Consider the following 14,348-nt stretch of genomic DNA (forward strand, 5'->3'; position numbering starts at 1 on the left):
GTTCCGCGCAGCCAGCGATCACCGCCGGCCGGTGAACTTTCCCGCCAACTGCAATAGTTTCTATTTCTGCAAACGAATCAAAAAAACGATGGAGTATTCCTCCAAAGGACTGCTATAATCAACGCCTGTATATTGGTGCTAATGATTGTCAGGCCGTCGTTCCTGCAGCGAGGAGCCGCGCTGTGTCAGACTCTAGCCTCTCGGATAGTACCCACGAATCGGCGATGTTTCCGCCGTTCACGCCTACGGTCCCGCCTCACAGCGGCAAACCGCCTGTCGATGAAATTCAGGACTTTGAAGAGTTCGAGGAAGTGGACGAGTTCGAAGAACTCGCTCCCGAACCGACGAAACCAGCCGTAGCGGCACCGTCTGCGGCCGCCTCAGGCACTGCGCCGAAGAAAGCTAGTCCGACCGGCGCGGCGACTGTGCCCAAGACCCCACAGCCAACCGCACCAAAGCCTGCCGCTGTGGCCACTCCCCCCGTCAAGCCACCGGCCAAGGTTGTGACTCCACCGGTGACGAAGGCTGCCATACTCCCGGCCAAGACCGCCAAGCCCCGCACTCCCGAAGAGGCTGTCGAAGAAATTGTCGACGACGGCGCGCAGCCCACGCGGGCTCAGAAGATTGTGCAGAACACTTCGGCTGCCATGATTTCGATGATCGTGCACCTGCTTGGTTTGTTCCTGTTGTCGTATTTCGCCATCGACACGCCGACCGCCAAAAAATTGTTAGAGATCGTTTCGTCGGCCGTCGAACCTGACGAATTGAAGGAAGAGATCAAGGTCGAACTCGAAAATCAGCTGACGGAAGTTACCGAAGTAACGAACCAAACCTTCAGTTCGTCGATGGATGCGGGCGAAGTTGGTGCTTCCGGGCCCGTCGCCGGCGCCCAGGAAGTTCAACCCGTCGATAAAGCCCTGCTCGAGGAAATGGTGAAGGCGGCCGACGTCACCGTCGAGGGGCTATTTATTGATACCCCTTCCAGCAAGCAGCTGATCGTTCAAGCGCCCGATGGCCAGGTGGGGGATGCCCGCGCGGTGGTCGACGACTACAACGAAGCCCTCGATCGCATTACGCAAGAGATTCTGTGGATGCTCGAAAAAGGGCCCGTATTGGTTGTATGGGCCTTCGATCAGTCCGAAAGCATGAAGGACGATCAGCGCGAGATCCGCGACCGAATCGAGCACGTCTACAAGCAATTGGGCCTGGTCAGCAAACACAATCAAGATCAGTTAGAAACGGCCGTCGTCAGCTATGGCGAAGGGTACATTCAGCACACCCGCAAGCCGACTTCGGACTGGTACGAAATTAAGGCCTGCATCGACGAAGTGCCGAGCGACCCTTCCGGCAAAGAAATGATGTGCTCCGCAGTGACCCAGGCTGTGGCGACGCACCGGGCCTACGCTCAGCGGACGGGGCGGCGGATGTGCCTCATTCTCGCCACGGACGAAAGTGGTGAGCAGGCCGACAATCAAAGCAACCTGGAACGAGCCGTGGCAGAGGCCAAGGCAGCAGCCTGCAAAATCTTCGTCATTGGGCGGGAAGCTATTTTTGGCTATCCCTATGCTCATATCCGTTGGATTCACCCGCAAACAGGTCACCATCACTGGATCCGGATCGATCGCGGTCCCGAAACCGCTTTCGTCGAGCAGCTGCAAACCGATGGTTTCCATCGCCGGTACGATGCCCATAACAGCGGCTTCGGCCCGTACGAACAAACGCGAATGAGCCACGAAACGGGTGGCATTTTCTTTCTATTGCCCAGCTTGGAAACTGCCCTCGTGCGCGGCGAGAAACGCCGCTACGAACTCGAAGCGATGCGCATGTACCTGCCCGATATCCGTTCGCGGATGGAAGTAGGTCAGGAAATTGAAGGTTCCGAGCTCCGCCGTTCGCTCACGAAAGTCATTTACGACCTGAATCCGTACAATCCGGAAATCGCCAAGATCATCGAAATGCGAATGGAGTTCTCGCCCGATCTCCCCAATTTGCTCAAGCAAATCCAGATTGAGTCTGGCAAGGCGACCATTTACGGCGAGTACCTGTCGCGGGTCGAACAAGAAATGCAGCGGCTGGAGAAGGTTCGTCGTCACGAATCTTCCCCGCGTTGGCAAGCGAACTACGACTTGATCTACGCTCAGATCATCGCCTACCAAGCGCGAATGTTCGAGTATCGGGCTTATATTCAGGAATTTGCCAAGGCTCCGCGAGTTGTACCGGCGACCAAGCCACCAAATCTGCGGCACACGGGCTGGGATATTCACTCGCGCAAGCAGATTATCACCGGTAAAGTGGTGGAGCCCTATATTGAACGGGCGACCGCGATGTTCAACGCGGTGATGACGGAGCATCCTGGCACACCCTGGGCTGCTCGCGCAGAATATGAACTGAAGCGTGGCTTCGGCGTTCATTTCGTCGAAGAGTATCACGGCCCCGGGCGATCGGTACCGCCGGGCACTGTCCTCCTTCCTGTTCCCAAAATGTAGTTCTGGCGGATCGCAGCGCGCGGCTCGCCACCGCCGCGCGTGCTGAGAACCTCCATGAAGATTGGCATTTTTGGCGGGTCGTTCGATCCCATTCACTACGGCCACCTGTTGCTGGCCGACAGCGCCCGCGAACAGCTGGCTCTCGATCAGGTTTGGTTCATTCCCGCAGCGGTTGCGCCTCACAAGCAAGACCGTCACGCGACGAATGCCCGTCAGCGAATCGAAATGCTGGAACTGGCCATTGCCGGCAACGAGCATTTTCGCCTCTCGACCATTGAGATCGATCGCGGCGGCGTCAGTTACACCGTCGAAACGCTCCAAACCATTGCCGAGCAAATGCCCGGCGCGGAGCTATTCCTTTTAATGGGTGCCGATTCCCTTCGCGACCTGCTGACCTGGCGCGAGCCGGGGCGGATCTGCGAACTGGCCGCGCCGGTTGTTTCGCGTCGCGCGGGCGCGCCCGATCCCGATTTTACGAGTCTTGCGCATCTACTTTCACCTGCGCGGCTGCTGCAACTCTCTGCGTTAAGGTTGGAGATGCCCATCGTCGAACTCAGCAGTACCGATCTGCGGTATCGAGCCCGTGTGGGCCAAAGCTTGCGCTATCGCACCCCGCGGGCAGTTGAGGAATACATCCGCGCCCAGCAACTGTATCGATAGCTCTCATTTAGAGCAGCCCCCAAATGGCGGCGCTATAACCCCCAAACTCCCTCCAGTTTGTCTTGTGGGTTGGCGATCAATATGGTAGTTTGCCCGATTCGCTATTTGCCGGATATTTCGCGCGCCGAGTGGCTCGTACGGCAGCAGCAAAAGCACCTCAAAGCCTCTCCATTTCTGCCCGTCGTCCCAGCTTATCACCTGGCGTTCAACACGCGGCGGTAGTGAGCCAGGACAAACAAGCGGTCAGGGCTGACGAGAGGAAGGTAAGCACGACTGGTCTATGGTTAATCGCAGTCTGATTCGAACCCTGGAGAATGATCCCGACATTACCTCGATGTACGATCTGGCAATCGCCGGATTTGATGAATTCGGGCTGGAACCCGGTGAGGGTGGCGGTGATTTTGACGTCAACAAGATCGTCGAAGGACGCATTCTCCGCGTCGGCGACGGAATGGTTCTGGTCGACATTGGCTTTAAGAGCGAAGGCTCGATTCCGCTCGACGAATGGGATGCCGAAGATCCGCCGCCACAAGTGGGCGATATCGTCCGCGTGCTGATCGAAGATCTCGAAGACGAAACTGCCACGCCGGAAGACGGCGGTATGGTTCGCATCAGCAAGCGCAAAGCTCGCAAGATGGACCAGTGGCTCGATATTCTCAAGAAGATCAAGGAAGGGGACGTCGTCTCCGGTCTGGTCACGCGCAAGATCAAGGGTGGTCTGCTCGTCGACGTCAGTGGCGTCAACGTGTTTCTCCCCGCCAGCCAGGTCGATATTCGTCGCCCGGCCGACATCGGCGATTACATCAACCGCACGGTGCAGTGCGAAGTCCTCAAGATCGACGAAGCTCGCAAGAACATCGTCGTCAGCCGTCGTTCGCTCATCGAACGTCAGCGCCAGGAAGCACGCGAATCGCTGCTCAAGGAATTGGAAGTCGGTCAGGTCCGCAAGGGTGTCGTCAAAAACATCGCCGAGTTCGGCGCGTTCGTCGACCTGGGCGGCATCGACGGCCTGTTGCACATCACCGACATGAGCTGGGACCGTATCGGCCACCCCAGCGAAATGGTGGCGATCGACCAGGAAGTCGAAGTGATGGTGCTGCACATCGACCGCGAGAAGCAGAAGATCGCGCTCGGTCTGAAGCAGAAGGGGCACAACCCGTGGACCAACGTCGCCGAGAAGTACCCGGTTGGCAGCAGCCACAAGGGTTCGGTCGTCAACGTGATGAGCTACGGTGCATTCGTCAAGCTCGAGCCGGGCATCGAAGGCCTCGTGCACATCAGCGAAATGAGCTGGACGCGCCGCGTTAATCACCCGAGCGAACTCGTCAACATCAGCGACGAGATCAACGTGGTGATCCTGGGCGTCGACAAGGAAGGCCAGCAGCTTTCCCTCGGTATGAAGCAGACGCAGGAAAACCCGTGGACCAAGGTCGCGGAAAAGTATCCTGTCGACAGCCTCGTCGAAGGCAAGGTTCGCAACCTCACCAACTACGGTGCGTTTGTCGAACTCGAAGAAGGAATCGACGGCCTGCTCCACGTCTCCGATATGTCTTGGACTCGCAAGATTGGTCACCCCAGCGAAATGCTGGAAAAGGGCCAGGTTGTGAAGTGCAAGATTCTGTCGGTCGATCAGGAACGCCGCCGTATCGCCTTGGGCCTCAAGCAACTGGACGAAGATCCATGGGCCCGCGACATTCCCGGCAAGTACTCCGCGAACCAGGTGGTGAGCGGAACCGTGACGAAGATCACCAACTTCGGTGTCTTTGTCGGCCTGGAAGATGGCCTCGAAGGCCTGCTCCACATTTCGGAACTCGCCGATCATAAGGTCGAGAATCCGGAAGAAGTGGTGAAGGTCGGCGACAAGATCGACGTCAAGATTCTGCGCGTCGACATCGACGAGCGCAAGATCGGCCTCAGCCGCAAGCGCGTCGATTGGTCCGAAGACGACAACGTCGAAGCTGCCGCCGCTGAAGGTGCCGCTTCGCCAGACCAAGGCAAGAAGAAGGGCAAGGGTGGCGAGCTGAAGGGTGGTTTGGGTGGCAGCGGTCCGCTGATCAGCCCTACCATGGCCGCCGACAAGACCGAAGGGGACGAGGGTAAGGCCTAGTCTGCTGGTTAACCACTTCGTCCTGAATTGAAAAACTCCGAGCCCCGCTGATGAACTCAGCGGGGCTTATTTTTTGGCCGACTCCTTCAACTTTTCGGAGAAGAGCTTCCATTCCCAATCGGGAACAATCTCGAGGGGCGTGGTCTTGGCAAGTTTGCGTTCGCTGCGAACTGCTTCCTCCAGCATTTCTTTGCGAACCTCGCCAACGCTCAGCTTCCACGCGAAGAACACAGTCAACAGCACACAGGCGGCGATCGCAGGCAAAAAGTACCACTGTTTGAACAGTTCCTTCGGATCCTCCCGAAAATAGAACACGCCGCCGCAAATCAGCGGAAATACGATCAAGCCACCGACACCCGCGATCGCCATTAGCAACGCGAACGGAAAGTACAGATAGAACCGCGCGGTGCGAAAGATCGGCAAGTCGACCTCGTGCTCTTGCAGTGTGTCCATGTAGTACTCGTTTCGCACCGTCACGTTATTGATGCGCTGCGAGCTGCGAATGAGCAAACTGCGACACTTCACTTTCATGGCAGATCAGCTTTCTGCACGGGTGATCTTGATGAAACGGGCTAGTAGTTTTTCCCGCCAGGCAAGTCTCAATGATCTTACGGGCCGCACCATTCGTAGTAAACAGAATCACTTATCGCCAAGAAATGCGAGCAACGCCTCGCCGCGAGGCGACAGTCGATAGCCCGGGTTGAGACTTTCGGTGAGGCCGAGGTTTTTGAGTTTGCGGACGTTAAGCTTGAGCCACTCTTTGTCGAGCTTGGCTTTGGCAGCCAGGTCACCCGCTTTGAGTTCCGGATGTGCAGCGATCAGGCGCAAGACCCGTTCGGTCCAAGGGCCAATCTTGGAAGCTGCGTCCAGCCGCGCGAGACGCTGCGTCAGTTCTGCCAGTTCGTCGGCAGCGAGAGTTTCCTGTTCACGCAGGGCAATGCGGGTATCCGGGCCGGCCAGGCGAAATTGGATGCGGTAGAGCGTGCCGGGTCGCTTGCCTAACTCTGCGAGCAGATCATCGAGCGAGTGGTAACCTGCCTGCCGAACCGCGGCGGGAGTGAGTTCCCGCTCTTGAATCACGTCGACTGCTTGAATGGCCAGTTCGCCGATCGCGGTGCGTAAGCGTCCACCCGCTTTGACCGTCGGCCGCTGCCAGCGACGAAAGGCGAGGGTGACTTCGCCGCGGGCAATCGCATCGAGCGTGACTTGCTTGAGGAGCATCGACGGAAACTCTCCAAGGACAGAAAGGCGATTCGAGCGCCGGCAGATTTCCTAAACGACGTTTTTAAGCGTTCACGTTAGTGTGATGTCGAGTTGCAGTCACTCAGTCTCGCCGCATTTCAGGAGATCCGAAGCGTGAGCGAGGCGCGTGCTGATCGCGGTTAGGAGCTGTCGCGGTTGGCAGACCATTTCGATTTACCAAGATCAATTACGCAACTTGCGTCATCCCAACGAATCACGAGAGAAATATGCTTCCGTACCTTCCGTTCGCTTTCCTCGCTGACGCTTCGGGTTTCCTAAAGAGGTGCCCGCGTGAGTGGCTGCGAATATTTATAACATTGACCAGACTAGTCAACGAGCGCGCATCTAACTTGTTGGCGCGCTCTTTGACAATCAGGTAGAATATGTGCAACTATCGTGCGATGCGTATCGAAATAATCGCGCGCATGTCTGTAATTCAGTTCTGGAATGATAATGGAAATTGAATTACGAGGTTTCCCGCCTCTGGTAAGGACTTAGGGCCACTCGCGACTGCCCAAGTGATTGCCGGTGAACCACTTGCGACTTCCAGGCAACTTTGCAAACTGAATGGAATAGTGGAAATTTCCTGTTTCCAAGTCGGGCACAAGCTGGCGAGGCCTGATCGCGTTCGGCGCGGGATATTGGAAATTGAATTCGGGGCCTTCCACCGCGCCTTAAAGACTTACGTCGAATTAGACTCGCGCAACTGACTGCCAGCTATCTATTTACGACATCATGGTAACCTTGCGAGAAATTTGAAATAACGGAAATTTCTGTTAGCTACTTTCGCCAAGGCATCAGCGTGTCTTTGGTCGACTTGATCAGCGAGTTGCCGATGCCGGGGCGATTCTCGGGCCGGACGACGCCCAGTTGGGCCAGTTCCGGGAAGAGTTCTTGCAGGCGTTCGTTCAATTGCGGAAAGACTTGCCGCTGGACGATGGGCTGGTCGACGGGACCGGAAACTTCGAACAGCAGGAACTGCCGGCTGGCTTCGCCCAGGATGGGGCGGAAGATCGGAATCTGGGCATCGTCGCGGCCCACCTGCGTGTAAAGCTGCATGTTGATTTCGCGCCCGGCTGTCAGCCGACCGCGCCCCTTGAGGGTGATCGCATCGCCGGCAAGTTCGATCCGGTCGAGTTCGAGATCGTCCCCCTCAATGCGGAAGTCGATGTTGCTTTGCGTAAAGGCCGTTCGATCCGGGCGCTGAATGCTCGACAGCTTGAGCATCGAGAGGATGGCCGGCAGTTCATAGATGTCAGCGTCGCGAAGCCGAACTTGTCCCTGGCCGCGATAGGTATGCATTCCTTCGCCGGTTCCCGACAAGCTGACGACGGCGAACACTTTGCCACTGAGGCGTTGTTGCCGCGGCGCTACCTCGCGGACGATGGTCCCCAGGTCTCCTTGCTCCAGCCAGACCTGCAACTGGAAAGGGAGCTCTTGACCGAAGCGCATCTGCCCGTCGAGTGCGATGGCACCGCCAAAGACGTTGGCGGTGAGTTGGCGCGGGACACGACCGGGCAAGTCTCGTTCGGCCCAGCCGCCGAAGCGCAGTTGCTCGGCATCGAAGACCAGTGGTCCGCGAATCTGCGTCAGTTGCACATCGCGCACGACCGCTGAATCGATCTGCAATTCGCCGCGGTTTTCAAAGGTTGATGCCTGGTTGCGTCCTTTGAGGCGAACCGAGCCGTGAATATGTTCGATGGGCACACCCGCTGTCAGGCTGCCGTTTTCGATATCGAAATTGAGATCCCAATCGATCTGCGGCGGTTGTTCCACATCGGCAGGAACGGTGATGCCCAGTGCCCCTTGCATGTTCAAAGGGCCATTGATCGCCAGCTTCGATAGGGAGGCGGCAAAGCCGGCCGGCAGCGCGGCGAGCAACTCGTGGTCGACCAGCATGCGGTCGGCAGTCACGCGCGACAACATCACACGGCAAGCTCCATCGGGCATTAACTGCGTCTGGCCTTCGGTAGTCAACGTCAGGCGGCCATGCGTGGCCGTCACATTTTGCAGTGTGGTTTCGCCATCGCGATAGTGAAAACTGCCGGTGAGATTATCGAGGCTATAACGGAACCAGGTCGGCTCGATCGAGATCGTGCGCCCTTCGACGTTGCGATTTGGCGGCCATTTTTCGGCGTCTACGGCGACGGAGGTTTTGTGCAAGGCGGGATCGTACTTCACCTGCACTTGCAGATGATCGATGTTGCCGCGCGGTCGCATGTTGACCCACAGTCGCTGCATTGCCGGAGACAAGGCCCGCCGCAATTCATCCTCGAGCGGAAGATCGCTGGCCGTGAATTGCAGCTGAAGTTGGTTGCCATCGGGTGCGTCTTTGCGCCACGTGCCGTGGCCAACGATGTAGCCACTGTCATTGCGGCCGCTGAGATTTGTGAAGTCCCAATTGTCGTTCGTCATCTGCAACGTGCCGTTGACGCGATCGATGGGATAAGGAAATGCCTCGTGCTGAATGGTGAGGTCGTGGAGGGTGACGTTCAATTTGCGATGGAGAGGAGCAGTCCCATGTTCGCGCTCGAGCGTGGCATGAAACGAAACAGCGCCACGGGGCTGGAACTTGCGGACGATGAGCTGAGCACTGGGAGTGAAGGCATGCAACAGGCGATCGTCGATGGCAAGGGGACCACCTTGCGAATGGAGCTGCAGCCAGCCGCGGAACTCGGGACCGGGGTGGTCGATCTCTGCGCGGCAGACGATGATCTTGCCGCCGCCGATCATTTCGAGCCGCACCTTCAGATGGTCGTCTTTCAACTCCACCGTGCCACTGGCATCGGTCATGCGGTAAGGAAACTTCTCATACTGCAGCGAAAGATTGTGGCACTTGATCGTGACCTCGGGCGTCCAGTTTCGGCCATCCGATGTGAGCCGTGTGCGAATGTCGACAATACCGCGCGGCGCGAAGTCACTCCAAACCTTTTGCAGGGTTGCGGGGAGTTCCGTGACCGTCAGACGGTCGAGGTTAAGACGTTCGGCGATGAGATCGATCTGGCAAGGGCTGTTGGGCGAGTAGCCGTGCAACTCGGCGTTGAGCTGCAATTCTGCGGGTCCGCAGCGGCCCGTGAGGTCGTTGATCCAGACGCCCTGCGGATCGAGTCGAATGGTCGCTTCAACGTCTGTCAGCGGATCGGGCAAGCGAGCGTCATCGATGCGTCCTTCGGCAATTCGTCCGTGCACGACAAAGTCGACTTTCGCCCCTTGTTGTTCGCGAGCTTGGGTCGTGGGGCAAGTCACATGAAAACCAAACTGAGTACGGCCACGAACCGACGACAACGGAGCCAGGAGTTCTCCCGCTTCGCGCGGCAAGGCCGCTCGCAGGCGCGGGCTGAATTCCAGGCCTTCAACGGCTCCTCGCAGGTCCCAACTACCGGCGAAAGGTTGCACGGTTCCTTCGACTTCGACACGCTCGAAGTGATCGCCGGCAATCGTGCCCTGCACCTTCAAAGACAACGCGGCGCGATTGTCGACGGTGGCCGGAACGGGCAGCACAGGTGCAGTTGCCACCTCAGGTGTGGGAGCGGCGGAACCAACGGTGAGTTCGATGTTGCGAAGCGTGAGCGGGGTGGTGTTCCCTTGCGAAGGATCGATGACTTCGACGGTGCCGTCAGAAATTGTCGCATGTGGGGCCTGTCCGCCGACGGAGGGAAGGGGTAGCAGATGACTAACGTTCCAGACACCACTTGGTTTTCGTTCGGCCCGCACTTTGACGCGGCGAACATCGATCCGACTGATCTGCGGCAGTTTGGTGAGCAACTCTGGCAAGCTGGTATCGCAATGGATGATGGCTTCTTCGATTTGGGCGATGAGGGGAGCTGTTTTGCCCCCTGCTTCCTGAATGGTAATGCCGCGGATCTCGATGCCGCGCGAATCGAGCCGCCGCGCGGAGCGAACCGTGACTTGCAAACCTTGGTAGTGATCGCGGAGTCGCTGCTCGACGCGGGCCCGAATTTCGCGGTCGAGCTTGTTCACGCCGTAATAACGAACGGCCACGAGAATCGCGAACACGAGCGAGACACCAATCACGACGCGCACGGTCTGCTGCCGCAAGGCAGAGCCCCAAGTGCTGGTCGAACTGGTGATCGTGGAATCCATGCCGCGGTGATTTAGCTGTTTGAAGTTGAGGAGGTAGTGGGCGGTCTACGAACAGTCGTGATGAGCCAGGAAACGGCCACGGCCGAGAGAATCAGCAGCGGAACCATGGCGGGCTGCCGGTAACGAATGGAGCTTACGAAGATCATGTGCAACGAGGTGAAGTAAATCGCGGGCAGCAGAAGCAGCCACACCGGCCAACCGTGCGAGCGCGATCGCCACAAGCCGATCGCGGCCAGAATCATGGCGGGGAGATAGCTGATCATCAGCACGAGGCGCAGCTTATTGCTGCGGAACTCAGCGGCATTGGGGAGAGGACTCCAGATGCGCAGGAATTTTATCCCGGCCAGTTGCAACGCTCGTTGGGGGTTGGCGGTTATCCAGGCGACGCTGTCGCGCTGCAGTCGCTGGTCGAGTCGATCTTCGAAGAGTTGATTTGCCGGCGGCAGATTCGCAGCGTCCAGCTGTTTTTGTAAACGTTCGTACTCGGGGACGAAGCGCATGTCGCTTGCGCCCGTGGCGATGGGACTTAATCCGTCGTACAAGCTTGCGCCCACTTGCAACGAAGTGGGGACAAATCGCCCGGCGACGGAGTAGGTGTAATACCACCAGGGAGACATCGTCAGCGCGAGTCCCACCATCATCAGCACGCCAATCTGCAACTGCTTCACTCGCTCGACAGTCAGCACGATGCCGATGCCCAGCGCGAAAGGAGTGAACAGTAACCAACTGGGTCGCATCAGCGTGGCCACTCCCGCCGCAACACCAGCGAGTAACGAATAGATCACTACGTCGCGGCGCGAACTTGCTCGCCAGGCTGCCAGCCAGGCGATGAGCTGCGCGATCATTAACGGAGTGAAGGGTGCTTCGCTTAATACGAACACACTTTGGGCAATCGCTTCGGGATAGACCGTCACCGCGAGGGCGGTAAGAAGTGCCGTTCGATCGTCGAACATCTGCCACGCCAGCGCGGCAGCGAGCGCCACCGTAAGTGTGCCGAGGAGTGCCGAAAGGAAGCGACCACTCATGACTGAAACATCGTGGCCACCGGCAACAAAGAGCACGCTCAACAGCAGTGGATAACCGGGGGTACGGAAGACTCGATAGCGCTCGGGGCCAAACTCATAAGGCTGACCAGCGGCAATTGTCTGTCCCAGTTGCCAATAACTTTCACTATCAGGAAAACCAAACCGCTGGCCCGCTGGGACTCGGCTTTGCCACCAGAAGGCAGCCCCCAGTCGCACGATGAGCGCGACAGCCAGAATGGCCGCGAGCACCCAGCGAGTACGAATTCCGGGGAGCATGAAGTGGCCTCGCACAAAAAAATCGGGAGCCCCGAGTGGGCTCGCGCGCGAGGAATCGTAGAAGAAATGGAGTTTAGACGCAAGACAAGCCAGGGCTACGATTTAGAGCGATTGCTGTCTGCCAGCTACCACTGCTATTCGCAGCAGCCAGATGAATTGGTCGGCCGCACATGAAAAAGTGCTATCACTGGCGTTCGGGCTTGGACTTACGACGATTTTTTTGGTCTCCAATCGCTACCTGCCGATCCGTTTGCCCCCTGAAGATCGAGGTTGACAAATAACTGTACATAAGTACAGTTTCTGCCAAGGGGATTGATCGTGCCTGCATCACGCCAAGAAGTCGTGGCCGCTCTGCAAGGAGCATTACGTCAGGGAGCCAAAAGCTTCGGCAACGACTTCGTTGCTAGCGGCAGCCGGGCCTTAGATGCTGAGTTGGGAGGGGGCTTTCGGCGCGGATCGCTGGTCGAGTGGTTGGCAGCAGAAGGGAGCGGGGCAGCCACGCTAGCAATCATCGCCGCCCAACGAGCGGCGCAAGGTTTTGGGGTAACCCAGGGAAGTCAGGCGATTGTGATTGTCGATCGGCAGCAGCAATTTTATCCACCTGCTGCCGCAGCGCTCGGGCTGGTTTTGTCACGGACGATCGTCGCGCGTCCCACCACCAAGCGCGACCAGGACTGGACGTTGACTCAAGCCCTTCGCTGCCCGGCAGTCGCAGCAGTGTTGTGTTGGCCAGATCGATTCGATGACCGGGCCTTTCGGCGTTGGCAATTAGCGGCCGAAGCGGGGCGCAGTTTAGGACTGATCGTCCGCAGCGAATCCGCTCGTCACGAACCCTCGTGGGCCGAAGTTCGCTTGTTGGTGGTCCCTGTTGTGGGAGGTGAGAGGAGGAGATTTCGCCTGGAGATACTGCGCAGTCCCACGGGGGGCGCTCGAACCATGGAAGCCAAATCCTTGGAAGTTGAACTCAGTGAAGAGGGCCTGCTCCATGACGCGAATACTTTGTCTCCGCCTTCCCAATTGGCCAGTTCAACGCCTGTGCAACGCTCGTCCCGAGCTTAAGCGCCGCGCGGTCGCGATTTATGAAGAACGGCAAGGTTGCCGAATCGTCGCGTCGAGCAGGTCCGATCTTTTGCCCGGCACTCCTGTCGCCGAAGCCACGGGCGTGCATCTCGAACGTTACGACCCGTTCCTCGATCGCAGCACGCTCGAGCGAATCGCCGTCTGGTGCGAACAATTTTGTCCGCTGGTGGGACTGGAAGAGACCGATCGCCCCAGCAGTCTGTTTTTCGATATTTCGGGGCTCTCGTCGCTCATTGCTGGCGAGCGAGAACTAGCCGAGCAAATTCTCCGCGCCTTTTCTCGCCGAGATTTGCAGTGCCAATTGGCCATCGCCGATACGCCGGGCCTGGCTTGGGCAGTGACGCACGACCCGGAGTCGCCGCGGATTGTCGCTCCAGGCGACCAGAAGGTGCTTTGCAATCTCGCGATCGAAACCTTGCGGTTGCCCTTCAATATTCTGCAGGTATTAAGGGAACTTGGCATTCAGCGCGTGGGGCAAATCTTGGCTTTGCCCCGTACCGCCTTGATGGCACGATTCGGGCAACTGTTACTCGATCGCCTGGATCAGCTCACGGGAGCGAAGCCCGAGATGATTACCGCAGAGCGCGCCGTGCCGGAGATTCTTGCGCGGCGAGAGTTTGAAAATCCGGTGGAAAGTCGCAGCGTACTCGCCGCCGTTCTGCAGCAACTGGTGACTGAAATCTCGGCAGCGCTGGCGGCGCGGCAATTAGGGGCAATCCAACTGAGTTGCCAGTTGAAGTGTGAAAACGAAGAGGTGCACTTCATCGTGGGGTTGTTTGAGGCCAGTGGCAATCCTCGCCATTTGCAGGAACTGGTCGCAATGCAATTGGAGCAATGTCTTATCCCGGGCCCGGTGTCTGGCGTATGCCTGGCAGTGCTTCTTTCTGCCCGCTTAATCGCTCGACAGCGGGAATTGTTCGTTACGAACCAGAATCACACGCGCGACTTGGCTCTCTTGATCGACCGCCTGAGTAGCCGCTTGGGACGAGAGGCTGTCTTGCGAGCCTTGCTCGGGGCCGATGCTCAGCCGGAGTATGCTTTTCGTTATGAAATTCTGGCTGGCAGGGCTAATCGCTCGCTTGGCACCGAGCATCGCAAATTGCCGCTGCGACCGTTGTTTTTAACGCGGCCTCCCCTCCCACTCGCCGCGTTATCGATTGCACCAGCAGGAGCACCGGTGAAGTTTCGGCTGCAAGGGGGAGAGCATCGCATTCTGCGCAGCTGGGGCCCCGAGCGAATTCAAACGGGCTGGTGGCGCGGCCAATACATTCGGCGCGATTACTACCGAGTGGAGTGCGATATCGGCCAGCATTACTGGCTCTTTCGCAGTGGCGGCAAATGGTTTTTGCACGGGGTCTTCGCTTAACC

The 14,348-nt window shown here is 58.1% G+C and carries 9 protein-coding genes; 5 read left to right on the forward strand and 4 right to left on the reverse strand.

What is annotated here, in order from left to right; genetic code table 11:
- Positions 1-182: 182 nt before the first annotated feature.
- The 3 genes from ETAA8_RS14770 to ETAA8_RS14780 all read left to right on the forward strand — a co-directional run bounded on the left by ETAA8_RS14770 (position 183) and on the right by ETAA8_RS14780 (position 5,253).
- The gene (locus ETAA8_RS14770; protein ID WP_145089516.1) at positions 183-2,486 is read left to right on the forward strand and encodes a VWA domain-containing protein; all 2,304 of its coding nucleotides are present in this window, start codon (positions 183-185) and stop codon (positions 2,484-2,486) included.
- A gap of 54 nt (positions 2,487-2,540) precedes the next feature.
- Positions 2,541-3,146 (forward strand): nicotinate-nucleotide adenylyltransferase, encoded by a 606-nt coding sequence (nadD, locus tag ETAA8_RS14775; protein ID WP_145089519.1) that lies wholly within the window; start codon positions 2,541-2,543, stop codon positions 3,144-3,146.
- A gap of 280 nt (positions 3,147-3,426) precedes the next feature.
- Positions 3,427-5,253, forward strand: coding sequence for a 30S ribosomal protein S1 (locus ETAA8_RS14780; protein WP_145089522.1), 1,827 nt, complete (start codon positions 3,427-3,429; stop codon positions 5,251-5,253).
- 66 nt (positions 5,254-5,319) lie between these two features.
- On the opposite strand, the gene ETAA8_RS14785 is transcribed toward ETAA8_RS14780, so the two are convergent.
- The 4 genes from ETAA8_RS14785 to ETAA8_RS14800 form a co-directional block, all read right to left on the reverse strand.
- A complete protein-coding gene (locus ETAA8_RS14785; protein ID WP_145089525.1) occupies positions 5,320-5,784 on the reverse strand; it encodes a hypothetical protein in 465 nt (154 codons plus the stop codon).
- A gap of 108 nt (positions 5,785-5,892) precedes the next feature.
- The gene (locus tag ETAA8_RS14790) at positions 5,893-6,474 is read right to left on the reverse strand and encodes an ASCH domain-containing protein (RefSeq protein ID WP_145089528.1); all 582 of its coding nucleotides are present in this window, start codon (positions 6,472-6,474) and stop codon (positions 5,893-5,895) included.
- A gap of 801 nt (positions 6,475-7,275) precedes the next feature.
- The gene (locus ETAA8_RS14795) at positions 7,276-10,599 is read right to left on the reverse strand and encodes an AsmA-like C-terminal region-containing protein (RefSeq protein WP_145089531.1); all 3,324 of its coding nucleotides are present in this window, start codon (positions 10,597-10,599) and stop codon (positions 7,276-7,278) included.
- A gap of 11 nt (positions 10,600-10,610) precedes the next feature.
- The gene (locus ETAA8_RS14800; protein ID WP_145089534.1) at positions 10,611-11,900 is read right to left on the reverse strand and encodes an ArnT family glycosyltransferase; all 1,290 of its coding nucleotides are present in this window, start codon (positions 11,898-11,900) and stop codon (positions 10,611-10,613) included.
- A 318-nt stretch (positions 11,901-12,218) separates the two neighbouring features.
- Between ETAA8_RS14800 and ETAA8_RS14805 the strand changes: the two genes are divergently transcribed.
- Complete coding sequence (locus ETAA8_RS14805; protein WP_202921839.1) at positions 12,219-12,959, forward strand: ImuA family protein; 741 nt, start codon at positions 12,219-12,221, stop codon at positions 12,957-12,959.
- Positions 12,886-14,346, forward strand: coding sequence for a Y-family DNA polymerase (locus ETAA8_RS14810; RefSeq protein WP_202921840.1), 1,461 nt, complete (start codon positions 12,886-12,888; stop codon positions 14,344-14,346). The genes ETAA8_RS14805 and ETAA8_RS14810 overlap by 74 nt, the downstream gene beginning before the upstream one ends.
- Positions 14,347-14,348 lie beyond the last annotated feature (2 nt).

Source organism: Anatilimnocola aggregata, from assembly GCF_007747655.1.
Lineage (GTDB): Bacteria > Planctomycetota > Planctomycetia > Pirellulales > Pirellulaceae > Anatilimnocola > Anatilimnocola aggregata.